This window comes from Plasticicumulans acidivorans, from assembly GCF_003182095.1.
Classification (GTDB): Bacteria; Pseudomonadota; Gammaproteobacteria; order Competibacterales; family Competibacteraceae; genus Plasticicumulans; species Plasticicumulans acidivorans.
In genome coordinates this window covers 112,386-137,513 of record NZ_QGTJ01000003.1, presented here as the reverse complement: position 1 = coordinate 137,513, position 25,128 = coordinate 112,386, and the positions used below count along the sequence as shown (strand labels likewise).

General features: G+C 68.8%; 19 protein-coding genes. 10 read left to right on the top strand and 9 right to left on the bottom strand.

What is annotated here, in order from left to right; all coding sequences use genetic code 11:
* Position 1 precedes the first annotated feature (1 nt).
* From C7443_RS20250 to C7443_RS06015, 7 genes are all read right to left on the bottom strand, one after another.
* On the bottom strand, positions 2-766 hold the full coding sequence (locus C7443_RS20250; protein WP_110017702.1) for a hypothetical protein: 765 nt from the start codon (positions 764-766) through the stop codon (positions 2-4).
* A gap of 32 nt (positions 767-798) precedes the next feature.
* Positions 799-1,167, bottom strand: a complete 369-nt coding sequence (locus tag C7443_RS06040; RefSeq protein ID WP_110017701.1) for an HMA2 domain-containing protein — start codon at positions 1,165-1,167, stop codon at positions 799-801.
* Between the two features lie 198 nt (positions 1,168-1,365).
* Positions 1,366-3,114, bottom strand: coding sequence for a PTS fructose transporter subunit IIC (locus C7443_RS06035; RefSeq protein ID WP_110017700.1), 1,749 nt, complete (start codon positions 3,112-3,114; stop codon positions 1,366-1,368).
* 40 nt (positions 3,115-3,154) lie between these two features.
* Entirely contained in the window at positions 3,155-4,108 is a 954-nt protein-coding gene (gene pfkB, locus C7443_RS06030) for a 1-phosphofructokinase (protein ID WP_110017699.1), read from the bottom strand.
* On the bottom strand, positions 4,105-6,633 hold the full coding sequence (gene ptsP, locus C7443_RS06025) for a phosphoenolpyruvate--protein phosphotransferase (protein ID WP_110017698.1): 2,529 nt from the start codon (positions 6,631-6,633) through the stop codon (positions 4,105-4,107). Before ptsP ends, pfkB begins: the two co-directional genes overlap by 4 nt.
* A gap of 1,289 nt (positions 6,634-7,922) precedes the next feature.
* Positions 7,923-8,471 carry a hypothetical protein gene (locus tag C7443_RS06020; protein WP_110017697.1) on the bottom strand — a complete coding sequence of 183 codons (549 nt, stop codon included), beginning with the start codon at positions 8,469-8,471 and terminating at the stop codon, positions 7,923-7,925.
* Between the two features lie 54 nt (positions 8,472-8,525).
* Positions 8,526-9,032, bottom strand: a complete 507-nt coding sequence (locus C7443_RS06015; RefSeq protein ID WP_110017696.1) for a GNAT family N-acetyltransferase — start codon at positions 9,030-9,032, stop codon at positions 8,526-8,528.
* Positions 9,033-9,309: 277 nt separating this feature from the next.
* On the opposite strand from C7443_RS06015, the gene C7443_RS06010 reads away from it, so the two are divergent.
* From C7443_RS06010 to C7443_RS05985, 6 genes are all read left to right on the top strand, one after another.
* On the top strand, positions 9,310-10,365 hold the full coding sequence (locus C7443_RS06010) for a LacI family DNA-binding transcriptional regulator (protein WP_110017695.1): 1,056 nt from the start codon (positions 9,310-9,312) through the stop codon (positions 10,363-10,365).
* Entirely contained in the window at positions 10,362-11,174 is an 813-nt protein-coding gene (locus tag C7443_RS06005) for a shikimate 5-dehydrogenase (protein WP_110017694.1), read from the top strand. Before C7443_RS06010 ends, C7443_RS06005 begins: the two co-directional genes overlap by 4 nt.
* Before the next feature lie 119 nt (positions 11,175-11,293).
* Positions 11,294-12,085 carry an alpha/beta fold hydrolase gene (locus C7443_RS06000; protein ID WP_110017693.1) on the top strand — a complete coding sequence of 264 codons (792 nt, stop codon included), beginning with the start codon at positions 11,294-11,296 and terminating at the stop codon, positions 12,083-12,085.
* 59 nt (positions 12,086-12,144) lie between these two features.
* Complete coding sequence (locus C7443_RS05995; protein ID WP_110017692.1) at positions 12,145-13,314, top strand: MFS transporter; 1,170 nt, start codon at positions 12,145-12,147, stop codon at positions 13,312-13,314.
* 470 nt (positions 13,315-13,784) lie between these two features.
* A complete protein-coding gene (locus tag C7443_RS05990) occupies positions 13,785-15,518 on the top strand; it encodes an Eco57I restriction-modification methylase domain-containing protein (protein WP_110017691.1) in 1,734 nt (577 codons plus the stop codon).
* A complete protein-coding gene (locus tag C7443_RS05985) occupies positions 15,519-16,262 on the top strand; it encodes a PaeR7I family type II restriction endonuclease (RefSeq protein ID WP_110017690.1) in 744 nt (247 codons plus the stop codon). It abuts the gene before it with no gap.
* A 57-nt stretch (positions 16,263-16,319) separates the two neighbouring features.
* Here C7443_RS05985 and C7443_RS05980 read toward each other — a convergent pair whose 3' ends face one another.
* Together C7443_RS05980 and C7443_RS05975 are read right to left on the bottom strand one after the other, a co-directional pair.
* Positions 16,320-16,673, bottom strand: a complete 354-nt coding sequence (locus C7443_RS05980; RefSeq protein WP_110017689.1) for a hypothetical protein — start codon at positions 16,671-16,673, stop codon at positions 16,320-16,322.
* A gap of 64 nt (positions 16,674-16,737) precedes the next feature.
* Entirely contained in the window at positions 16,738-17,736 is a 999-nt protein-coding gene (locus tag C7443_RS05975; protein ID WP_110017688.1) for an aldo/keto reductase, read from the bottom strand.
* 269 nt (positions 17,737-18,005) lie between these two features.
* Here C7443_RS05975 and C7443_RS05970 point away from each other — a divergent pair, with 269 nt between their 5' ends.
* From C7443_RS05970 to C7443_RS05955, 4 genes are all read left to right on the top strand, one after another.
* Positions 18,006-19,241 carry a GTPase family protein gene (locus C7443_RS05970; protein ID WP_110017687.1) on the top strand — a complete coding sequence of 412 codons (1,236 nt, stop codon included), beginning with the start codon at positions 18,006-18,008 and terminating at the stop codon, positions 19,239-19,241.
* Positions 19,238-20,755 carry a GTPase family protein gene (locus C7443_RS05965; RefSeq protein ID WP_110017686.1) on the top strand — a complete coding sequence of 506 codons (1,518 nt, stop codon included), beginning with the start codon at positions 19,238-19,240 and terminating at the stop codon, positions 20,753-20,755. The genes C7443_RS05970 and C7443_RS05965 overlap by 4 nt, the downstream gene beginning before the upstream one ends.
* A gap of 151 nt (positions 20,756-20,906) precedes the next feature.
* Positions 20,907-22,976 (top strand): HDOD domain-containing protein, encoded by a 2,070-nt coding sequence (locus tag C7443_RS05960; protein WP_110017685.1) that lies wholly within the window; start codon positions 20,907-20,909, stop codon positions 22,974-22,976.
* Entirely contained in the window at positions 22,973-25,105 is a 2,133-nt protein-coding gene (locus tag C7443_RS05955; protein ID WP_110017684.1) for a putative bifunctional diguanylate cyclase/phosphodiesterase, read from the top strand. The genes C7443_RS05960 and C7443_RS05955 overlap by 4 nt, the downstream gene beginning before the upstream one ends.
* Positions 25,106-25,128: the final 23 nt, after the last annotated feature.

The following is a 25,128-nucleotide window of genomic DNA, read 5'->3' as shown; positions in this document are numbered from 1 at the left end:
CTCAGGCTTTGGCTTCGGTGGTGTCGCCATGCGCTGCGGCTTCGGCCTCGGCGTCGCGGAAGCGCTCCTTGAGCTCCTCGACGCCACCCTGCAGCGTTGACCACACGCGCACCAGCGAGCCGATCAGGCTGCGCTGCACGCTGTCGTTGGTGAACAGCAGCGTCGCCCCGGCGCCGAGCAGCAGACCTTTGACGAACACCGGGTTCTGCAGGCTGATGCCCTGCATCGACAGCATCGATTCATAGAAGGACTGCGCCGGAACCTGCGGCGGCGCGCCGGCACCCATGTTCATCCCGGCGTTCATGCCCATGCCGGGGGCGTAGCCGGGGCCATAGAGCGGTGCGCCGGTGACCGGGTCGAAACCGTAGGCCGGGCCGTAGCCGCCCTGCGGGAAGGGGTAGGGCGGCTGCTGGGCGTAGGCCGGATGCTGGTGATGATGCGAGCCGTGCTGCGCGGCGTAGGCCGGGGCGTAACCCCCCTGAGCTGCCTGACCGTAATACGCGGCATGGCCGCCGCAGCCGCCCTGCGCGTCACCATAACCGCCACGGCTGTAGCCGCCCTGGTGACCGCCCTGAGCCTGGCCATAGCCCTGAGCACCCTGGCCCTGACCGGGACCGTAGCCGCCCTGACCACCCATCTGGCCCTGACCGTACATCGCCGCCTGCTCGGCCCACGGTGGCAGCGGACCGCTGCCCTGCTGCGGTCCCTGGCCCATCTGGCCCTGGCCAGCCTGCGGATTACCGGTTTCGAAGAGGGGCTTATCCATTTCCGTTGCTCCTGCTCAGTGGGGAAAAAAGTTCAAGGCGCCAGGTGCTGCTGCAGCAGTGCCAGCGCCTGGTCAGCCGGTGCCTGCAGCAGCTGCGGCCAGAAACTGTCGGGCAACCGCTGTGGGTCGTATTCGATGAGCACCGAACGCGCGGCGGCGTTGACGCTGATCTGACGGATCGCCGCCGGCATGGCGAGCTGCGTGCCGAGTGCGCGCACCGTGGCCAGTGCCTGTGACTGACCGAGCGCGCTGGCGGCGAGGCGCAGGCGCACGCGGCCGTGGATGTGGTGAACGATGCTCAGATGGCCGCGCAGCTGCAGCAGCGCGCTGTGCAGGGCGGTATCGGCGAGCCGGATCGACGGGGGGGCGTGCGGGGTTTGCGGTGTGCGTTGATCGTCCATGGCCTGAACAATGCTCTCAAATGAGAATGCATGTCAAACGCGTAAGAGAAGATACATATTAACGAATGTAAAGATCAGCGCTTTGCCCGGCTCATCCGCCGGCCTCCTGCAGACTGGGCGGCTCAGCGACGACGCCCATGAAAAAGCCCGGACGCTCCGTGAGGAGCGCCCGGGCCGGGCGGTGGTGGCAGAGCCGCTTCAGGCGGCCGGTTTTTTCAACAGACGCAGGGCGATGGCGGTGAGCACGGTGCCGGCGACCAGCGCGACGACGTAGCCGCCGAGGTGGGTGACGGCATTGGGGATCGGCAGCACGAACACGCCGCCGTGCGGCACTTTCAGCTCGGCGCCGATCGCCATCGAGATTGCACCGGCGAGCGCCGAGCCGAGCATCAGCGCCGGGATCACCCGCAGCGGGTCGCGTGCGGCGAACGGAATCGCCCCTTCGGTGACGAAGGCCAGGCCGAGCACGGCGGCGGCATTGCCGGCCTCGCGCTCCTCGACGGTGAAGCGGTCGCGGAACAGCTTGGTGGCCAGCGCTACACCGAGCGGCGCGGTCATGCCGGCGACCATCGCCGCGGCCATCGGCGTGTAGACCGCGCTGGCGAGCAGGCCGGTGGAGAAGGCATAGGCCGCCTTGTTGACAGGGCCGCCCATGTCGAAGGCCATCATCGCGCCGATCAGCAGGCCGAGCAGGATCGAACTCGAACCCTGCATGCCGCGCAGCCAGCCGGTCAGCGCTGCGAGCAGCTCGGCGACCGGTCCGCCGACGACGAAAATCAGCGCCAGACCGACCAGCAGCGTGCCCAGCACCGGCAGGATCAGCACCGGCTTGAGGCCTTCGAGATTGCGCGGCAGGCGGATCGCGCGGTTGAGCCAGTCGACGCCGTAGCCGGCGATGAAACCGGCAACGATGCCGCCGAGGAAGCCGGCACCGAGGTTGGCGGCGACCAGGCCGCCGATCATGCCCGGCGCGATGCCGGGGCGGTCGGCGATCGAGTAGGCGATATAGCCGGCCAGCGCCGGCACCATCAGCGTGAAGCCGCCCTTGGCGCCGATCTGGAACAGCGCCCAGGCCAGCGAACCCTTGTGCGCATCGTCGTAGGCGTAGATGCCGCCGAGGGCGAAAGCGAGCGCGATCAGCAGGCCGCCGGCGGTGACGAACGGCAGCATGAAGGACACGCCGGTCATCAGGTGTTTGTAGGCGCCACTGCCCTTGCCCTTGCCCTTGCCTTTGCTCTGCGCGGGCTGGGCCGCGGGCGTATTGGCTGGTGCGTGGACGCTGGCTTCGGCCAGCGCGCGGCGGATCAGGGCCTGGCCGTCGTTGATCGCCGGCTTGGTCGCCGAGCGATACAGGAGCTTGCCGGCGAAGCGCGACAGGTCGACCTCGCGGTCGGCGGCGATCAGCACCAGATCGGCGGCGGCGATTTCCTCGGCGCTGAGCGCGTCCTGCGCGCCGACCGAGCCCTGCGTCTCCACGCGCAGCGCACAGCCGAGTGCCTGCGCCGCCTGCTGCAAGCCTTCGGCAGCCATGAAGGTGTGCGCGATGCCGGTCGGGCAGGAGGTGATGGCGACGATGCGCGGCGCGGCGGCGGCCGCTGCCGGTGCGGCGGCAGCGGCCTGCGTATCCGCCGCGTCGTTGGCCGCGGCGCGGCCGAGCACGGCGGCGGCATCGGCCAGCACGTCGTCGAGGCTGGCGTGCGTCGGCCGGGTGACGGCGAAGCGGGTGGCGTCGAGATCGGCAGCGGCCTCACCGCTGTCGATCAGCAGCACGTGGCTGCCGGCGTCGAGCGTGAAGGCGCCGAGCGGGCTGATCGTGCCCTGCGCGGTGCGCACTTCGACGTCGATTGCACAGTTCGCGGCCTGTGCGGCGCGGCGCAGTGCCGCGGCGGCGAGCACGGCTTCAGTGTTGCGCTCGGCGGCCGCGACCACGGCGATGATGTGGTTCATGGATGACTCTCCCCAATCCCGGTCGGGACTGCGTCGGCGCTCAGCGCCAGGCTTCGATGACGGTGGTGGCGGCCAGCCGGCGGACTTCCGCGGCCGCTGGCAGCTGCGCGCCGGGCCGGCTGAGCTTGGCGGCGGCGAAGCCGGTGGCGAGGCGGGCGCTGGTTTCCAGATCGGCTTCTTCGAGCAGCGCGGCGCAGAGGCCGGCGACCATCGCGTCGCCGGCGCCGACCGAGCTGCCGACGCTGAGGTGTGGCGGCCGTGCCAGCAGCGCCCGCGCGGCGTCGACGAACAGTGCGCCATCGGCGCCGAGCGAGACGACGACGCGGGCGATGCCGCGCGCCTGCAGGGCACAGGCGGCGTCGAGCAGCGCGCCGCGCTCGCCGAGCGGCCGCCCGGCCCAGGTTTCCAGCTCGTGGCGGTTGGGTTTGACGGCATACGGCAGCTGCGGCGCCGGCAGTGCCAGCGCCGCTGCGAGCGGCGCCTCGCTGGTGTCGAGCACGCAGCGCACGCCGTGAGCGGCGGCGAGCGTCAGCAGCCGTGCCCAGCTGTTGTCCGCCAGCCCGCGTGGCAGGCTGCCGCAGAGCACCAGCAGCGGTTGCGGCGCGAACAGCGCCTGCACGGTGGCACTGACGGCATCGAGCGTGTCCGGCGCGAGTGTCAGGCCGGGCAGGTTGATGTCTGTGGTGTCGCCGCGGTCGTCGGCCAGCAGCTTGATGTTGGTGCGGGTGCTGCCGGGCACGCGCAGGCAGTGGTCCTGCAGGTGCTTGGCGTTGAACAGCGCTTCGAACAGCTCGGCGTTGCCGCGCCCGAGCACGCCGGCGACCGCCGTCGGCACCCCCCAGTCGGCGAGGCAGGCGGCGACGTTGATGCCCTTGCCGCCGGCATCGAAGCGCACGCCGAGCGCGCGGTGCACCGCACCGGGGATCAAGTGTTCGAGCTCGACGGTTTCGTCGATCGCCGGATTGAGGGTGACGGTGATGACGCGCGGGTTCATGCCGCGGCTCCTTCGAGCAGGGCTTCGGGGAGGTCGAGGGCACGCACTTCGGCGGCGGTTTCGCAGTCGAGCGCGCGCGCGGCGAGCTGCTGCAGCGTGGCGTAGTCGCTGGCGCGCAGCCGCGCCTTCACCGCTGGGATATCGCGTGGCGTCATCGACAGCTCATCGACGCCGAGCCCGGCGAGCAGCGTCGCGCCGAAGGCTTCGCCGGCCAGGCCGCCGCAGACGCCGACCCAGCGGCCGTGACGGCGGGCGCCGTCGACGGTGGCGCGGATCAGGCGCAGCACCGCCGGGTGCAGGCTGTCGGCCTCGGCGGCCAGTTCCGGGTTCTGGCGGTCGATCGCCAGCGTGTACTGCGTCAGGTCGTTGGTGCCGATCGAGAAGAAGTCGGCATGGCGCGCCAGCACGTCGGCCTGCACCGCCGCCGCCGGCACTTCGATCATGATGCCGAGCTCGATCTGCGGCGCCGCCAGCTCGCTGCGGATGCGCTCGCAGATGTCGCGCAGGCGCAGGATCTCCGGCACCGAGGTGATCATCGGAAACATGATCGACAGCCGCGCGCCGTCGCGGGCGGCGCGGTAGAGCGCGCGCAGCTGCGGTTCGAGCAGATCGGCGCGGCGCAGCAGCAGGCGCGCGCCGCGCACGCCGAGGAAGGGATTGTCCTCGCGCGGCAGTTCGAGGTGGGCGACCTGCTTGTCGCCGCCGATGTCGAGCGCGCGCACTACCAGCGGCCGGCCGCCGAGCGCCTGCGCCATCGCCCGGTAGATCGCGTACTGCTCGTCCTCGCTTGGTGTGCTGCCGCGTTCGAGGAACAGGAATTCGGTGCGCATCAGGCCGACGCCCTCAGCCCCTTGACTGAGCGCCAGCGCCACCTGCTCGGGCAGATTGACGTTGGCGCCGATGTCGAGCGTGTGGCCGTCACGGGTGCGCGCCGGCTGGCTGCGCTGCTCGGCCTCGCGCTGGCGGATGCGCTGCTGCGCGACGAGGTAGTCGCGCGCCGCGGCGAGGTCGGCAGCGGAGGGGTCGAGATACAGGCGGCCACTGGCGCCGTCGACGATGGCGGTGCTGCCTTCGGCCAGTTCGAGCAGCGCCGCGCCACCGGCGACCAGCGCCGGCAGGCCGAGGGTGCGCGCGAGGATCGCGGTGTGCGAGGTCGGCCCGCCCTGCGCGGTGGCCAGGCCGACCACCCGCGCCGGGTCGAGGTTGGCGGTGTCCGACGGCGACAGATCGCTGGCGAGCAGGATGCACGCCTGCTCGGGCAGGTCTGCCAGCGAGCCGCCGGCCAGCGCCGGGTCGATCTGCGCCAGCACGCGGCGGCCGACGTCGCGCAGATCGGCGGCGCGCGCGGCGAGCACGGTGTTGCCGAGCGCCGAGAGTTTGGCCGCCATGCGCTCGACCGCCTGCTGCCAGGCCCAGGCGACGCCGTGGCCCTCGACCATCAGCTGGCAGGCCAGCGTGATCAGGTCGGTATCGTTGAGCAGCTCGGCCTGCGCCTTGAAGATCGCCGCATCGGCCTCGCCGAGCCGGCGCGCGGTGTCGTCGGCGACAGCCTTGAGCTGCAGCCGCGTCGCCGTCAGTGCCGCGTGCAGCCGCGCACCGCCATCGGCCAGCGCCTGCGGCTGGTCCGGCACCGGCGCGTCGGCACTGGCGAGGCGGTGAATGACGCCGATCGCCAGCCCCGGACTGGCGCCGATGCCGATGATCGCCGCCTGTGCCTGCGGCGGCGTCCAGCCCTGCACCGGCGTCGCGGCGCGGCGGGCGGCCTGTTCGGCATCGGCGTGCTCTTGCGCGCTCAGGCCATCGATGACGCTGATGAAGCGCGCCAGCGCCGCCGCCGCCTGCGGCCCTTCGGCGGAGACCACCACGCGCTCGCCGGCATGCAGGCCGAGCTGCAGCAGCGCGACCATATTGCGGGCATCGGCCACCTGATCGCCGCTGCGCACCTGCAGCCGCGCGGCACAGCCGCGGGCGGTCTCCGCCCAGCGCGTCGCCGGGCGTGCGTGCAGACCGGCGGGGTAGGCGACGGTCCACTCGGCGCATTCGGCGAGATCGGCAACCGCGGCGGCGGGCTCCGGCGCGCTGTCCTGCGCCAGCGCCTCGATGATGTCCTGCGCCTGCGTCGTCGTCGCCAGTGCGGCCAGCCGCGCCTCGTCCTGCATCAGCCGCGTCAGCCGGCGCAGGATCGCGATGTGTGCATCGGACTGCGCGGCGATCGCCACCACCAGTTGCGCGCGCTGGCCGGGGTTCCACTCGACGCCGCCCGGCACCTGCAGCACCGCGATGCCGTTGCTGCGCACCCGATGGCGATCCTCGCCAAGGCCGTGCGGGATCGCCACGCCGTGACCGAGGAAGGTGTTCGCCACTGCTTCGCGGCGCTGCATGCTCTCGGCATAGGCGGCGTCGACACAGCCGGCCGCGATCAGCAGTTGCGCCGCTTCACGGATCGCCGCCGCCTTATCGGCCGGCGCCGCCGCCAGCCGCACCAGCCCGCTGGACAGCAGGGCTGCCGGGGATTCGCTGGACATGGATGATTCCTCCTCAGTGTTCGCGCTGTACGCGTCGTTTTCTGGGTGCGTAATGAAAACGTTTTCAGTTACGGCGTCAACAGCAATCTGTATTGAAGACAGGCATAGCAGAGGAAGAGAGGGGTTGCCGGACGCTTGTTGCCGCAACTGCTGCATCCAAGTGCAAGCGAAAAAGAGAAAACGATTTCATGTTCCGCGCCAAGAGCGGCAAAGGATGGCGGGGCAGTGCAGGGGCTTCAGGCGCGGGCGCCGCACGCGGCTGGTAACGAGTGCGGCGTCGGTTGCTGCGCGGATGGGTGATGGTCGCTCTCGCGGTAAACGCCGTGATCGAGGCGAACGCTCACGCCTGCCGCGTATCGCTCACGCCGACGGGCCGTGTGCGACGGTGCCCGGCGGACGCCGCCGGGCTCGATGCCGCGGGCTGGCGGGTGTGGCTCAATCGCGCGCGCTCCTCGAAGAGCTTGCGTCACTATCGGCCCCGCCTCCTACCCGCGCTCGATCTGGCCACCGTCGTCGACCGCCTGATCGAGCGCAGGTGTCCAGATCGCAGTGCCCTGCAGCGTAAGGGCGTGCGCATCGCAGATTTCTCTTGTGTGTACAAAATTGTGGGTACAAAGCGGCTTAACTTAATAACACCTAACTTAATGGCATCAGATAACCATATAGTATCTGCCGTGCTTAAAGTTACCCTCTCTTTCCGGTAGGTCTTCGAAGGATTCGATTATGGAAATAATGAAATGGGTTTTGAGTATTTTATTGAAGGTGGTGCAGATAAAAACGACAGTTTCGCAAAAACTTTCGGGTCGTCTGGAGTAATGGGGCGAGTGTGATGTCTTCTGGCAGCAGTGCGTTCAGACATGCTTCTCGTTTTACCGAGGGCATGAAGATGCTCTTGTTTTTAAAATCAAGAAGAAAGTAATCAGCGGGGAAATTTCCTCATTGAATGTGACGGGGCATTGCTGGGGAGGTCAGTCAGTGATGAATCTAACTACTCGGCTGGCGAAGAGTTTCGTGGTCGTCAATGAGTTAACTACTCTCGCTCCTGTGTGCGGGCGTTGTCTGTTTTTACGGGTCGAGGATAAGGGCTCCGTTGCTGCGGGTTTTGCTTTTGCTGGAGCAGGTCGTTTCTTGGGCACGAGAGGTTTATATTGGCTGTCTATTCAAAATAATCGACAGTATGTAAAACTTTCTGGCGCAAAATAAGTGCTGATACGATCACCTGCTGAACCGAGTGCAGCCAGGAATAAAAATACCAGGGGCCGTCCCCGTCCTCGAAGCCGTTTATTTGGTCAATGTTGGATACGATTTCCACAGCGCCGGAGGATGAATGGCTTAGTTATTTGAAAAATAATGGGATTGTTGATCGCTGCGGCAATGTCATCTTTATAAGCGAAATATCCCATGAGTTCATCGGATGCCAGTATGTCAATGTTTGATACAGACCACTCGAAGAAACTGGCAATGTTTTCCACGGTCTTGTGCATGGCTGGTTCATTCAGAATAAAACCGTGCTCGGAGATGTAGGTAGCGCCATCATCCTCATCTTCGGCAAGAATCGCGATTGCCTTGGTCAAGGATGATGTGGTGTCTCCGCTGAGGAACAGCAGTTCATCCTGATTCGCCATCCTGCACAGCCGATAAAGCATATCCATTGCCCAGGCGCCCCGACTTTTCATGCGGACCGTTGAGCTGATCGACTCCTGCTGATGCGCGGGCAATGATCTGTAAACCTCCAGGTTGACCCGGGGGTTGGGGAGTTCTTGCTTGCGCAACTGCTCCGCGTGCAGCTCAAAAGAATCGTCAATCAATGCTGTTGTCGCGTAGAAAGTGGTTGACATGACTTATCTGGCGCCCTCGCTAGGTGTATTCGGCTGCTTGGTTGCAGGCCTTTTTCATGTAAGGGCGTGTTGCTCTGGCGTGAACGATATTGTCAATCGCAACCTGTCCAGCAGTTGGATGCCGTCTTCGATAATCGGGTCGGCATAATTTCTGACGAAAAAATCTTTGTCGATGCTCGTAACTCTGAAGCCTTGTCGCTGATAAAAAGACAGCTGATAACCGAAACTTCCAGTGCCGACCTCGATGTGCTCGGCACCGTGACTTCTGAGCGCAGTGATGACGTGCTGCAGCAATTGGGTACCGACGCCAAGCTTTTGATGGCCGGGCATGACCGCGATGTTCATCAGTTCGTAAATGCATGCCGAGCGGGCTTGTACCGCGCAAGCGCCGACGACGGTGGCATCGATAAAGGCGGCGAAGCATGTCGAAAGGGGGAGATAGGCGGCGATTTTCTCCGGTGAGGGATCGGCCAGTAACCACAATGCCCTTGGTACGATATCGGGATGGAGTTCGTTGATCTGTAACGACTTGATTTGTAAAGGTGCGGCTTCTTGCTGCATGACAAACTCCAGGCAATTCCACGACGAAAAAGCCAGCGCGGCGCTGGCGATCGGCTTCCGCATTCATCCCGGTGATGGCGCTGGCGGCGAGCATGCGTCGGCTTTGCTGCCTGATCATGGGGATTATGCCGCTGGGCGCCTATTCCCCTTGAATGGTGGAGTAAGGTTGAAAACGTTTACATTCCCGCTGCAGATATTTTACTGATCTGGACAGCACACTGAGCGATGCGGCATCGTGTCAGCGCGCTCAACGGCGCGCGCTACGCTGATGGCAGCGATGGAAAAGAAGCAGAAAACGATTTCAGTGACAGGGGTCGGTATCAAAGACGTTGCGCGGCTGGCCGGCGTGTCGCCGGCGACGGTGTCGCGGGCGCTCAGCGGCGGGCCGGTCAGTGAGGCGCTGCGGGCGCAGGTCGAGGCGGCGGTGCGCGCCAGCGGCTACCGGCCGAATCTCGCCGCGCGGCGGCTGCGTTCGCAGCACAGCGGCACGGTCGGTCTGGTGGTCGCCGATATTCGCAACCCGTTCTTCACCGGGCTCAGCCGCGCCGTCGAGGACAGTGCCTATCAGGCCGGCATGCGCGTGATCCTGTGCAATACCGACGAGGACCCGCAGCGCGAGGCGCTGTACCTGCGGCTGATGCAGGAGGAGCGGGTCAGCGGGCTGATCTTTGCGCCGACCCGCGCCAGCATGAGCACGCTCGATCAGTCGAGCTTCGAGTTCCCGGTGGTGCTGGTCGACCGCGCTGCCACTGGCGTGCCCTTTGATGCGGTGGTGCTCGACAACCGTGCGGCGGCGGCGCAGCTGGTCAATCATCTGGTGGCGCGCGGCTACCGGCGCATCGGCGGCCTGTTCGGCAAGACCAGCATCACCGGTGCCGAGCGGCGCGACGGCTATGTCGGTGCGATGCAGCGGCACGGTCTGGAGTCGGCGTACCGCCTGGTTGCGCCGACCGCCGAAGCGGCATACGCCGAGGCCGCCGCCTGGTTCGCCGAGGCGACGCGGCCGCAGGCACTGGTGGTCAGCAACAGCCTGCTGCTGGTCGGCGTGCTCAAGGCGGCGCGCGCCGCCGGGCTGTGCATGCCGGCTGATCTGGCGCTGGCCGGCTTCGATAACGACAACTGGACCGAGCTGGTCGAGCCCGGCATCACCGTCATCGAGCAGCCGGTCGACGACATCGGCCGCAGCGCGATGGGTCTGCTGTTCGAACGGCTGCAGGAGCCGCAGCGGCCGCTGCGGCGGGTGGTGCTGAGCGGGCGCTGCATCGTGCGCGGCTCGACCGCGGTGCTCGAAACCGCAGTAACCGGCGCCGTGCCACAGGAGGCTGAACGATGAATACCATCAGTCGGGACACCCGGCTGTGCATGTCGCTGTCAGCTCGGCCGGGCAACTTCGGCACGCGCTTTCACAACCACCTGTACGCTGCGCTCGGTCTCGATTACGTCTACAAGGCGTTCACCACCACCGATCTGCCGGCGGCGATCGGCGGCATCCGCGCGCTTGGCATTCGCGGCTGCGCGATCTCAATGCCGTTCAAGGAAGCCTGCATACCGCTGCTCGACGCGCTCGATGCTTCGGCCGCGGCGATCGACGCCGTCAACACCATCGTCAACGACGATGGCTTGCTGCGGGGCTACAACACCGATTACCGCGCCGTGCGCGAGCTGCTCGAACAGCGCGTGCCGCCGTCGACGCCGTTCGTGCTGCTCGGCAGCGGCGGCATGGCCAAAGCTGTCGCCAGCGCGCTGCGCGATGCCGGCTTTGCTGACGGCACCATCGTCGCCCGCAATGCAGCGAGCGGTCGAGCGCTCGCCGCGCGCTGCGGCTGTGCCTGGCAGCCGCAGCTCGGCGAGGTGGACGGGGCGCTGCTGATCAACACCACGCCGATCGGCATGAGTGGTGCTGCCGAGGCCGAGGCGCTGGCCTTTCCGCCCTCGGCGGTTGCTGTCGCGCACAGCGTGTTCGACGTCGTCGCGCTGCCCGAGCACACGCCGCTGCTGCGCCTGGCGCGCGCGCTCGGCAAGCCGGTGATCAGCGGCGCCGAAGTCATCGTGCTGCAGGCGCTCGAACAGTTCGTGCTCTATACCGGGGTGCGCCCCGGCGCGGAGCAGGTTGCCGCTGCCGCGCGTTTCGCCCGCGGATAAAGCCATCTCCTCACGTATACCCGATCTGTCGCGCTCGGCTAGCGGACGGCGGGCACTGTCACGCTACGATGCGGGCAACGTACAGCAGTGCCGCCAGCAGGCGGCCAGCGGAGGAGAGGATGGAGCAGCAGGGCTATCTGCAGATCGATGAGGCGCGTCTCGAATACGGCTGGAGCGGACCGGGGCCGACGCAGGCGCCAACGCTGGTGCTGCTGCACGAAGGGCTCGGCTGCCTGGCGCAGTGGCGCGATTTCCCCGAGCGCCTGGTCGCGGCCACCGGCTGCGGCGTGTTCGCCTACACCCGCGCCGGCTACGGCGGTTCCAGCCCGGTGACGCTGCCGCGGCCGAAAGACTACGTGCACCGCGAGGCGCTCGGCGTGCTGCCGCAGGTGCTCGACGCCGTCGGCATCGAGACGGCGGTGCTGATCGGCCACAGCGACGGCGGTTCGATCGCGCTGATTCATGCCGGTGGCGTCTACGACCCGCGCGTGCGCGGTGCGGTGACGATGGCCGCCCATGTCTTCGTCGAGGACGTCACCCTTGCCGGCATCCGCGCCGCGCGGGTTGCCTGGGAGCAGCGCGGTCTGCGCGAGCGCTTGGCCAAATACCACGGTGACAACGTCGACTGCGCCTTCTTCGGCTGGAACGACACCTGGCTGCGTGCCGATTTCGCCGACTGGAACCTCGAACACTACCTGCCGGCGATCCACGTGCCGCTGCTGGTGATGCAGGGCATCGACGACGAGTACGGCACGCCGCGCCAGGTCGAGGCCATCGCCGCGCAGACCGGCGGCCCGGTCGACGCCCGCCTGCTGGAGAACTGCGCGCACAACCCGGTGCGCGAGCAGCCGGAGCAGGTTCTGGGCCTGATCGCTGATTTCGTGCACGAGGTGACCGGCCGCGCGGCGTGAGGTTGCCCCCGGTCATTCGCGCGACAGGGATGCGCGCGCCAGCCAATGGAAGGCAAGACATGGATCGTTTGGCTTTGGCTCATTCCGACCGGCAGCGCTGGTCGGTGCTGGCCCGTATCAACACACTCTCGGGGCTGTCGCAGATCGTGCAGATCGGCACCGTGACTCCGCTGCTGTCGCTGTCATTGGAACGTCAGGGCGTGGCCTCGACGGCGATCGGCGGCGTCGTCAGCGCCTCGTGGATCGCCATCCTGCTGCTGCACACGCTGGTGCCGCGCCTGCTGGCCCGCAGCGGGCTGCTCAGCGCCAACCTGCTGGGGGCCGCGCTGAGCATCGCCGCCCTGTTCGGCATGAGTCAGAGCCGCGACCTGCGCAGCCTGTTCGCGTTCAACTTCCTGCTCGGCGCCGGCCTGATCCTGCGCTGGATCGCCTGTGATACCTGGATCGTTGCCGTCGCGCCCCGGAGCAGCCGCGGGCGCGCCATCGGCGTGCACGAAACACTGATGGGGCTGGGCATCGCGGTCGGCCCCCTGCTGCTGCTGGTGTCCGGCGTCGACAGCGCCCTGCCGTATTACGCCTGCGCAGCGCTGGTCTGCCTGTCCGCCGGCATCACGCTGACGCTGGGCAAATACGACGCCCGCCCGCTGACCCCCGTCGAGAAGCATCGCAGCCAGTTGTTCGGCGTGATTCCGATCGCCCTGTGCGGCGCCTTCGTCGCGGGCTTCGCGGAAACCTCGTCGATTTCCTTCCTCGCCAGTTACAGCCTGTCGGCCGGGTATCTGCTGGCAGCGGCGACCGTGCTGGTGTCGGTGTTCGGCGTCGGCGGCACCGTGCTGCAGCTGCCGATCGGCTGGCTGGCCGACAAAAGCTCCTACACGAGCAGCCAGCTGCTGTGCGGCACGATCCTCTGCCTCGGTGCCTGGCTGATCCCGCTCAGCCAGCCGTTGCCGTGGCTGATGAGTGGCCTGGTGTTCCTGTGGGGCGGCGCCATCGGCGGCATGAACACGCTGGCGGTGATCGAAGCCGGCGCGCGCGTCGAGGAGCGGCAGGTGTCGACGGCGATGGCGGCGATCGCCATGGCCTACACGCTGGGCAGCGTGCTCGGGCCGATCGTGACCGGAACGCTGGTCGCCCGGCTCGGCGCGCCCGGGCTGATGGTGTCCGCCGGCCTGGCCGGCGCGCTGTTTGTGGCGCTGCTGAGCGTGCGGCAGGCCCGGGCCGGCGGCTGACGCCGGCTGCGCCCGCCGGGCCGCTCAGCCGCGGCGGGCGAAGACGGTGCGCAGCACCGGCAGTGCCCGCGGCGGTGATCCTCGATCGCCGCGCGCTGGCGTCGCTGCCTGCAGGTGGTCGACATGCCGGTGATGAAGACCACCGGCTCATGGCTCTCGCGCTTGCCGCCATATCAGCAAAGCCCGCACTGCTGCCAGGCCCACGGCCAGGCTGTACGGTGCGCCGTCAGCCGGTTCAGGCTTATGTGTCGGCGGCGCTGTGCTCAGGCTCAGGCTCGACCTGCGACTGGGTTGCCAATATCCTCGCACCGGGTCGTGCGGCTGACGGATGCCTGCGCCGCGGCGCCCGCGGTAAAACCGCTGCGCCGCCAAGATCCTGATCCACCCCCCGTTGGCCGTAAACTGCGGATGCGCATGACCCGCGCCGCGGGCGTATCACGGCGTATCCACCGCGATTCAGTGAGACACGTATGGCATTGCTACCGGGCGTTGCCCATGAGCCCGCTGCTGCCGCGGCATGCCCGCTCAAGGCGGCCACCGAAGGGCTGGCGACCGGCGGCGGGCTGGAAGCCCGCGGGGCTGTTTTCACGCGCCCCGAAGTGGTGGATTTCATCCTCGATCTGGCCGGCTACACGGCGGATCGGGCACTGCATGAACAGCGGCTTCTGGAGCCGTCCTGCGGTGGCGGGGATTTCCTGCTGCCGAGCATCGACCGGCTGCTGCGCGCCTGGCGGGCCGCGAGGCCGGATGCTTCCGCGGCCGATACCCTCGATGCACTGGGTGATGCGATCCGGGCGGTCGAGCTGCACCACGACACGTTTCTCGGCACTCATGCCGCCGTCGTCGCGCGGCTCATGCACGAGGGCATGACGGCGCCCGTCGCTACGCTCCTGGCCCGGCGCTGGCTGGCGCAGGGGGATTTCCTGCTGACGCCGCTGCAGGGCACCTTCGACTTCGTCGTCGGTAATCCGCCCTATGTCCGTCAGGAACTGATTCCGGCGCCGCTGCTGGCCGAGTACCGCCGCCGCTACCAGACGATGTACGACCGGGCCGATCTTTATGTGCCCTTCATCGAGCGTTCGCTGTCACTGCTGTCGGAGGGTGGGAGTCTGGGCTTCATCTGTGCCGATCGCTGGATGAAGAACCGCTATGGCGGACCTCTGCGCCGGCTCGTGGCCGAGCGTTTTCACCTGAAGATCTATGTCGACATGGTGGATACGCCGGCTTTTCATGCGGCTGTGGTGGCTTACCCGGCGATTACCATCATCAGCCGCGAAGCCGCGGGGGAAACCCGCATCGCGCAGCGTCCGGCCATCGAACGGACAGCGCTGAGCACACTGGCTGGCCTGCTGCGCGCACCGGCGCTGCCGAAGACCGGCAGCCCGGTGGGCGTGCTCGAACGTGTCACTCAGGGCGCGGAGCCGTGGCTGCTGGAGTCCTCCGTACAGATGAGGCTGATGCGCCGGCTGGAAGCGCGCCTGCCCGTGCTGGAGGCCGCGGGCTGCAAGGTCGGGATCGGTGTCGCTACCGGGGCGGACGAGGCCTTCATCGGCGACTTCGAGACGCTCGATGTCGAAGCCGGGCGCAAGCTGCCGCTGGTGACGACGCGGGACATTCTGTCCGGTGAGGTGAGGTGGCGCGGTCAGGGCGTCATCAATCCGTTTGCCGAAGCGGGCGGGCTGGTCGATCTCGACGCCTATCCGCGCCTGCGCCGCTACCTGGAGGCGCGGCGGCAAGTGATCGCCGGGCGCCACTGCGCGCGCAAGGCTCCGGCCAGCTGGTATCGCACGATCGACCGCATCACGCCGGCACTGGCCGCGCGGCCGAAGTTGCTGATCCCGGACATCAAGGGTGAGGCGCATGTCGTCTTTGAAGGCGGTGCGCTGTATCCCCACCACAATCTTTACTACGTCACGTCCAGCGACTGGGATCTGCGGGCATTGCAGGCGGTGCTGCTGTCCGCGGTCGCGCGCCTGTTCGTGGCAACGTATTCAACGAAAATGCGTGGTGGATTTTTGCGTTTCCAGGCGCAGTACCTGCGCCGCATCCGTATTCCGTGCTGGGTCGATGTGCCTGCACCGCTGCGCAGCGCCCTGGTCGCGGCGGCCATCGAACGAGACGTGCCCGCCTGCAACCGGGCGGTATTCGAGCTCTATGGCCTGAACCGCGAAGAACGCGCCGCCCTCGGCGGCAATGGAGCATGAATGCCACTCGATCTCGTCGACTACGAACGCAAAGCCCGCGCCGCCGTGCAGACGTTCTGGGGCCATCGCGACGCGGCGAGGCAAAAGCAGATCGAGTCGGGTAAAGCCGATCAGGGTGAGCGCGCCGGCGTGACCGCGGGTAAAAACATGGACGGTTTTCTGGCTCTGATGCTCGACATCATCAGGGCCAATGGGCTGGCCGATGCCAAGATTCACCAGCAGCGGGCGATGCTGAGCCTGCCCGGTTACTTCCGCCCGACGAAGTTGTGGGATCTGCTGGTGATCCACCAGGGCCAGCTGATTGCTGCCATCGAGCTGAAAAGTCAGGTGGGTCCATCGTTCGGAAACAACTTCAACAACCGCGCCGAGGAAGCCATCGGCACGGCGCATGACCTGTGGACGGCCTACCGGGAAGGGGCCTTCGGTCAGCAGCCGCGTCCCTTCGTCGGCTGGCTGATGCTGGTCGAGGATGCGCCGGCGTCGCGCAGCGCGGTGCGGGATACATCGCCGCACTTTCCGGTGGCCGCGGCATTCAAGGGCGCGTCGTACCTCGAACGCTATGAGCTGCTGTGTCAGCGTCTGGTGCAGGAGCAGCTCTACACCACGGCGGCGCTGATCGCCACGCCGCGCCGCGCGGTGGATACCGGCGATTTCGCCGAGTTGTCGGCGATGAGCAGTCTGCGGACGTTTGTCAGCAGCCTGGCTGGTCACATCGCCGCGCAGGCCGCGCGCCTGACGCCGTGATCGTCAGACATGCGCTGGCCGTGCGCTGCCTGAAAACCGGCGTCGACGCCGGTGTGCTCAAGCCTGCGCCGCGGGCGCGTGTGCGGCGCAGCAGTACACCTCGTCGCCGCTGATCACCGGCTGCAGCGGCTGGCCTTTCTTGTCGCGGGCGCCGCTGCTGATGGTCTGGCCGCAGGTCGGGCAGACGAATTCGCAGCCCTGTTCGAGCAGTGCGGCGAGGGGGACGGGGCCGGGGGCGTAGCGGTCGAATTCGGGCATGCGCAGGGCGCACTCGATGGTGTCGACGGCGATGTCGAGTTCGGCGGCACCCTGGGTGATGGCCGCCTCGTGCGAGGCGGCAAAGACGAAGCAGCCCTGCTCGCCGGTCTGGGCGTAGACCTCGTAGGCGAGCAGTGCGGGGGATGTGCTCATCGGGGCGATGACCTCGGAAGCTGCAGGAAGCGGCGCCGCCATGGAGCTGCGGCGCCGGGGCGGGTCAGGAGTTTGCCAGCTCGCGCGCCGGCGGGGCCATGAATTCCGCACCGATCGGGTCGGTGACGTGGCGGGCGATGATCTGGTCGATTTCGGTCATGGTTTCGGCATCGAGCCGCCAGCCCAGCGCATCGGCGAGCGGAGCCAGCTGGCCGGGCCGCCGCGCGCCCCACAGCGCGATCACCGGTCCCTGATCGAGCAGCCAGCGCAGCGCCAGCGCCAGCACGTTCTTGCCGAAGCGCTGCTGCGCCAGCCGTTCCAGCTCGTCGACCACGGCGAGGTACTGGCTGCGGCGCGGTTCGTTGAACTTCGGGTCGAACTGGCGCAGGTCGTCGCCGCTGAAGCGCCGCGAGCGCGTCACCGCGCCGCTGAGCAGGCCGCGGCACAGCGCGCCATAGGCAAGCACGGTCAGGCCGTGGCTGCGGGCGTAGGGCAGCACGTCGGCCTCGATGCCGCGTTCGAACAGGTTGTACGGCGGCTGCACGGTGTGCAGCGGGGCGACGGCGGCGAAGGCGGCCATCTGCTCGGGATTGAAGTTGCTGACGCCGATGGCGCGGATGTGGCCTTCGCGCAGGAATTCGGCCATCACCGCGGCGGTTTCCTCGATCGGCGTCTGCGGGTCGGGCCAGTGGATCTGGTAGAGGTCGATGCGGTCGGTGCGCAGCCGCTGCAGTGAGTCTTCCAGTTCGCGGCGCAGGCGTCGGGCCGAGGCATTGCGCACGACCTTGCCGTCGTTGCTCCATTCCAGACCGGCCTTGGTGGCGATCAGCACCTTGGCACGGCGGCCGCCGCTCAGGGCCTTGCCGACGATTTCCTCGGCGCGTCCGAAGCCGTAGACCGGCGCGGTATCGATCAGCGTAATGCCTTCCTCGATGGCATTCTGCAATGTGGCGATCGCTTCGCGTTCGTCGCTACCGCCCCACATCCAGCCGCCGATCGCCCAGGTGCCGAGTGCGATGCGGGAGGTGGTCAGGCCGGTGTTCGCGATCTGTATGGTTTCCATCTCGATCCCCTGTCTGCCAGCAGCGTCCGGCGTAGCGGAGCGGTGCGACCGCCGTGTGCCGGACGGAGCACGGCGGTGCCCGGTCGCGGGGCGGCTGTCGGGAGGCGTCAGCGGCAAACCGCGGCACGGAGTCGGGTTGTCAAGGCACCGACGCGTAGCCCGGGGGGAAGCCCGCAGCGGTGAAGGCAGATGAAACGATCCTCTCGGATATCGTTTCGCTGCCACCATATCGCAAAACATCACCATGCCCGCGGCACAGGGAGCCCGCCATGCCTGACTGGAACGCCTACCTTACATCGCTGACCGACGGCTGGAGCGCGCTGCGCGAGGCGCTGCTCAAGCCGCGCGTCGATCCGGCCGAACTCGATGCCCTGCTGCGCCAGGCCCGCACACAGCAGCCGGTGCCGGTGATCTGGCTGTTCGGCAAGGCGCAGTCGGGCAAGACCTCGATCGTGCGCGCGCTCACCGGCAGCGCCGACGCCGACATCGGCAACGGCTTTCGCCCGTGCACGCGCAGCGCCCGGCTCTACGACTATCCGGCGGGCATGCCACTGGTGCGGTTTCTCGATACCCGCGGCCTCGGCGAGGTGGCCTACGATCCGGCCGAGGACATCGCCTTCTGCGAGGGCCAGGCACACCTGCTGCTGGCGGTGATGCGTGCGCTCGATCCGCCGCAGGGCGCTGCGTTCGAGGCGCTGCGCGCGGTGCGCGCGCGTCACCCGGAATGGGCGCTGGTGGTGGCGCAGACCTGTCTGCACGAGGGCTACGCGCCGGGCATGGCGCACGGCATGCCGTATCCGTATGCCGAGCCGCTGCTGCCCGACAGCGTACCGGTCGAGTTGCGCCGGGCGCTGGCGGCGCAGCGCATCGCCCTGCGTGATCTGCCGGGCGAGCCGCCACGCTGTGTGCCGATCGACCTGACGCTGGCCGAGGACGGCTATCCGCCGACCGACTACGGCCTCGATGCGCTGTGGAACGCCATCGAAAGCGCGCTGCCGCTCGGCCTGCGCGCGCTGCTCGGCGCCGATGCCGCGGTGCAGGATCTGTTCAGCCGCACGGCCGAGACGCACATCCGCGGCTACGCCCTGGCGGCGACCGCACTCGGCGCGCTGCCGGCGGCCGGTGCTTTCGGCGTGCCGGCGGTGCAGGCCAAGCTGCTGCACACGCTGGCCGCGCTGTACGGCTTCGAGCTCGATGCCCGCCTCGGCGGCGAATTCCTCGCCGCGCTCGGGCTCGGCATCAGCGCTGGTTATCTGGCGCGCTACGCCGGGCGCGAGCTGGCCAAGCTGGTGCCGGGCATCGGCCAGAGCGTCGGCGCGGTGTGGGGCGCGAGTACCAGCGGCGCGACCACCTATGCCCTCGGCCGCGCCGCCTGCGCGTACTTCGCCGCGCTGCGCGGAGGCGGTCAGGTCGATGCCGAGGCGGTGCGCCGGGCCTACGGTGAAGCCTTCAGCAGCGCGCCGAAGCCGCTTGCTGCCCCGCTCGATACGGAGACGCCGCGATGAAACGCCTGCTCGACCGCTTCGATGCGCTGCGCCTGCTGGCGCTTGGCTGCGGCCTGCTGCCGCTGGCGCTGCTGCCGGCGCTCGGCCTGCTGTGGCTGTGGCAGAACCAGCAGATGCTGCCCTGGCTCGGTGGCATGGCCGGCTGCGCGGCGGCGGGTTTCGTGCTCGACCGCTGGCTCGACCGGCGCGCCCGTGCCCGCCTCAAGCTCAACGCCAGCGGTCCGCAGCCGCACTGGCCGCCGAGCGAGCAGGCTGCCTGGACGCAGGTCGAGGCGCTGGCCGACGGCCTCGATCCGGCCGACTGGCCGCTCGGCGACAGCGAGCGCCTGCTGCAGCTCGGCCGCCAGACCATCGACGGCGTTGCCCGCCACTACCACGCCGAGGCCGAGCATCCGCTGTGGGAGATCAGCGTGCCGCACCTGCTGCGCATCATCGAACTGGCCGCCCGCGACCTCGGCCGTGAAGTGCGCGAGCAGGTGCCGTTCAGTGAGCGGGTGACGATCGGCGATCTGCTGACGGCCAACCGCTGGCGCGAGCGCCTGCAGGGCGTTTTTCAGCTCTGGCGCGCCGGCCGCCTGGTGTTCAATCCGGCGCAGGCGCTGCTGCGCGAGGCCAGCGAGCATCTGCAGGGGCAGGCGCTCGGCGCCGTGCAGCAGGATCTGCAGCGCTGGCTGCTGCGCGAATACGTGCGCCGCACCGGCCGCTACGCGATCGAGGTCTACAGCGGCCGGCTGCGCTTCGGCGACGACGATCCGCTGGCGCAGCTGAGTGAGCAGAGCGCCGAGGATCTGGCCGCCGAGCCGGCGCCGGCCGAGCCGCTGCGCATCCTCATCATCGGCCAGACCAACGCCGGCAAATCGAGCCTGGTCAACGCGCTGTGCGGCGGCCTGCAGGCCGCGGTCGACGCGCTGCCGGCGACCGGCGCACTGCGGGCTTACCGCCTGGAGCGCGAGGGCTTTACCGCCGCGCTGCTCAGCGACACGCCGGGGCTCGACGATTTTCCGCCCGCCGAGCGGCTTGCCGCGGCGCGCACGGCCGATCTGATCCTCTGGGTCTGCGCCGCGCACCGCGCCGATCGCGCCGCCGAGCGCCAGGCGCTCGATGCGCTGCGCGCCGAGTTCGCCGCGCACCCCGAGCGCCATCCGCCGCCGATTCTGCTGGTGCTGGCGCACATCGACCGCCTGCGTCCGCGCGAGGAATGGGCGCCGCCGTATGACCTGCGCGAGACGACGCGGCCGAAGGCGCGCAACATCGCCGAGGCCGTTGCCGCCGTGGCCGAGGATCTGGCGCTGGCGCCGGCCGAGGTGATCCCGGTGTGTCTGGCCGAGGGGCGGCGCTACAACGTCGACGACGCGCTGTGGGCGGCGATCCTCGAACGCCAGTCGGCGGCCGATCGCGTGCGCACGCTGCGCTGCCTGGATACGGCCCGGCAGGGGGAACAGCGCGAGCTGTTATGGAAACAGCTGCGTAACGCCGGGCGTGTATTGGTCGAATGGCCACAGCGCTGGCACTGAAGCGGCGCCGCGGGCAGTGTCAACGACTGTGATGACAATCACAAGATCGTGCACGGCATGGTAGATTCGGTGTAGGCAAGGGAGCAGCCCGCCTAAGCGCGACAACAAGAACAGGAACCGGCATTCCCCCCAAAAGCCGAGAGCGCCCTGGATGCTGCCCGAGCGTTTCGATCTTTCCCGCCTGCCTTCGCTGCCGCCCGTGCTGCTGCGCCTGCTGTGCGCCTTCAATGATGAGCATGTCTCGCCGCGCCAGGTCGCGGCGCTGATCGACGCCGACATCGGCCTGAGCGCCCGCGTGGTGGCGGCCGCCAACGCCTCCTGCTTCGGCCCGCCGCGCCAGTACCGCGGCGTCGAGCAGACCGTCGTCCACCTCGGCTTGCGGGCGATCCGCGCCATCGCCGTCACCGCCAGCGTGCAATCGGTGTTCGAAAGCCGCCCCGATGCGCCGGCGGCGGCCTTCCTGCGCGCCTGCTGGCTGCGCAGCCTGCGCGCGGCGTTTGCCGCCCGCCAGCTGGCGCGGCTGATCGGCCAACCGGAGACGGAAGAAGCCTACGTCGTCGCGCTGCTGCAGGATCTCGGCCGATTGCTGATGACCCTGCAGGACCCGGCTTATCCGCAGTGGCAGCAGGACACCCAGGACCTCGATGGCCTGCTCGCCGCCGAGCGGGCGGCCTTCGGCATCGCCCATCACGAACTCGTCGCCCGCCTGCTGCAGGAATGGCGTTTTCCGACCCTGGCCGCCGCCGCGCCGCTGCAGCGTTATCGCGCACCCGCCGAGCTGGTCGGCGCGCAGCCGCTGAGCGGCATTCTGCGCCTGGCCAATCTGCTCGCCGACGGCGGCCCGGCCGATGAAGCCGCCGGCGCCGGCCAGCAGCTGTTCGGGCTGGCGCGTGAGCTGCTGCAGCAGGTACAGGGGCAGGCGATCCGCGAGGCCGCAGCGCTGGCGCAGACGCTGCGCCCCGCCGGCCGCGGCGAGGAGGCCGATGCCGCGCTCAGCGCCCGCATCGGCGCCGAGCTCGGTCGCCTGGCGTTGTTCGACCAGGCCCGGCTGGAACTGGCCGAGGCCGCGGAGCTGCCGGCGCTGCAGGCGGCACTGGTGCAGGCGGCCTGCCGCCTGTTCGACGTGCCGGCGGCGGCGCTGCTGCTGCGCTGCGATGAACAGACGCTGGCGAGCGTGGCGGCGTGGCCGCCGTTTCGCACCGAGGACTGCGCCGGGTTGCCGGTGCCGCTGGCAAGCGCCGCGGCGCTCAGCGCGGCGGCGCGGCGCGGCGAAGTCATCGACAGCGCCACCACGCATGCGCTGCTCGATGAGCAGTTCGCCAGCCTGCTGGCGCAGCCGCAGCTGCTGTGCGTGCCGCTGGCGGCGACGCCGCCGGTGCCGGGCCTGCTGGCGCTCGCCGTCGATGCGCCGGCCGCGGCGCGGCTGCAGCCGCGGCACGCGGCGCTGCAGCTGTTCGCCGAAGAAGCAGCCGCCGCGATCGAGCGCCTGCAGCGCACGCAGGCGCTCGCCGAACAGGCGCGGCGCGAGGCCGCCGAGCTGCCGCACGCGCGGGCGCGGGTGATGGTGCACGAGGCGGCGAACCCGCTCGGCATCATGCGCAACTACCTGGCGATCCTCGGCTTGCGGCTGGGTGAAGAACACGCGGTGCAGGGCGACCTGCGCATCATCGGCGAGGAGATCGACCGCGTCGCGGCGATCCTGCGCCAGTACGCCGACAGCTCGGCGCCGGTGGCCGATGACGGCACGCCGGTCGAGGTCGACCGCCTGCTGCGCGAGCAGGCCGGGCTGTTGCGCCTGGCCTTGTTCGAGCCGCACGACTGCCGTCTGGAGACCGACCTGAGCGCCGGCCTGAATGCCGCACCGGGCAGCGGCCCGGCGCTCAAGCAGATCGTGCTCAACCTGCTGCGCAATGCCGTCGAAGCGCTCGGCAGCGGCGGCACGGTGCAGCTGAGCAGTGCTGGTCCGGTGTGGGCGGACGGCGGCGAGTTCATCGAGATCAGCGTCAGCGACGACGGCCCCGGCCTGCCGCCGGAGGTGCAGCGCCGGCTGTTCCAGCCGCTCACCAGCCACAAGGGTGATGGCCACGCCGGCCTCGGGCTGTCGATCGTCGCCAATCTGGTGCGCGAGCTTGGCGGGCGCATCGACTGCCGCTCGCGGCCGCAGCGCGGCTGTGAATTCCATGTACGGGTACCGCGACATGCCGTCGCGGACGAAGTATGAGCGCGCCGGACGCAGGCGTGGCGAGCGTCGCCGCGCCGCCCGCCGTGCTGGTGGTCGATGACGATGCGCGCATGCTGGCCAGCGTGCGCGACCTGCTGGCGCTGCGCGGCTACCGCGTCGAAACCGCCGACAACGGCGAAGCGGCGATCGAGCGCCTGACGCACAACGGCATCGACCTGGCGCTGCTCGACGTGCGCCTCGGCGCGGTCGATGGCCTCGACGTGCTCGACCACGTGCGCCGGCAGGGCAGCGCGCCGCCGGTGATCATGCTCAGCGGCGATGCCTCGATCGATACCGCGATCCGTGCGCTGCGCCGCGGCGCCTACGACTTCGTGCGCAAGCCCTACGCGCCGGAGGAGTTGCTGCGCACCGTCGACAATGCGCTGCGCAAGCACGGCCTGGAGCGCGAGAACGCGCAGCTGGCGGCGCAGCTCGACCGCTCCGAGCGCCTGCATCGCTACATGGTCGACCACTCGCCGGACCTGATCTTCATCGTCGCCGCCGACGGCCACATCGTCTTCGTCAATCCGAGTGCGCGGCTGCTCGGCTACGAACCGGCGCAGCTGCTCGGCCAGCATTACCTGAGCCTGGTACACGCCGCCGATCGCGAGCTGGCGCGCACGCTGTTCGCCGACAGCCCCGAGGCCGCGGCCGGACGTGCCGTCGAGCTGCGCCTGAGCGACCGCGATGCCGCGCGCGACGCCCATCACTTCGAGCTGCATGCGCGGGCGCTGGCGCTCGATGAGGCCGGCAACGGCGTGCAGGGCATGTACTGCGTCGCCCGCGACATCACCGAACGCAAGCGCGCCGAGGAAACCATCGCCTTTCAGGCCTATCACGATCCGCTGACCGGCCTCGCCAACCGCCTGATGCTGCGCGAGCAGCTGGCCACCGCACTGAATCAGGCGCGGCTGCGACAGAGTCGGCTGGCGCTGATGTTTCTCGACCTCAACCGCTTCAAGTACGTCAACGACACGCTCGGCCATGCCGTCGGCGACGAGCTGCTGCGCCGCGTCGCCAACCGCCTGCGCGAATGCCTGCGCGGCGGCGACCTGCTGGCGCGCATCGGCGGTGATGAGTTCGTGCTGCTGCTGCCGGACATCCGCGCCAGTCAGGACGCCGCCGTCGTCGCCGGCAAGATTCACGATGCGCTGGCCCAGGCCTTCGTCATCGACGGTCAGGAGCTCTACATCGGCACCAGCATCGGCGTGGCCTTCCATCCCGGTGACGGCAACAGCGTCGAGGCGCTGATCAAGGCCGCCGACATCGCCATGTACCACTGCAAGAGCCGGCACAGCGGGGGTGGCTGCGACTTCTACAGCGCGGAGATGGATGCCGGCTTCAGCGGCCGCTTCTCGCTGGAAACGGCGATCCGCAAGGGCATCGACGCCCACCAGTTCGAGGTGCACTACCAGCCGCAGGTCGACGGCCAGAGCGGCGAGGTCGACGGCGTCGAGGCGCTGGTGCGCTGGAACCACCCCAGCCGCGGCCTGCTGCTGCCGGCGGAGTTCGTGCAGGTCGCCGAGGATACCGGCCAGATCGTGCCGCTCGGCCGCCTGGTGCTGGAGCAGGCGCTGCGCACCTTCGCCGACTGGCGCACGCGCGGCATCGCGCCGGGGCGGCTCGCCGTCAACATCTCCAGTCAGCAGATCGAGCAGGCCGACTTCGTTCCCGAGATTGCCGGCTTGCTGAAGCAGACCGGCGTGCCGGCGACGATGCTCGAACTGGAACTCACCGAACACACGGTGATGCGCGACGTCGACCGCACCGTCGCCCGCCTGCGCGCGCTGTGCGAGCTCGGCGTGCGCGTCGCCATCGACGATTTCGGCACCGGCTATTCCTCGCTGAGTTACCTGGAGCGCCTGCCGCTCGACACCATCAAGATCGACCGCGAGTTCGTGCGCAACGTCTGCGCCGACAAGCCCGACAGCCCGATCGTCGTCGCCATCGTCGCCATGGCGCGCGGCCTCGGCCGCAAGGTCGTCGCCGAGGGCGTCGAGAGCGAGACCCAGCGTCATTACCTCGATGCCCTCGGCTGTCGCAGCATGCAGGGCTTTCTGTTCAGCCGGCCGCTGGCGTCGGCGGCGATGGAGCGCTTCCTCGGCGAGCATCTGGGCGCGGTGCTGTAAGTGGCCGCGTGGCGGACGACGGC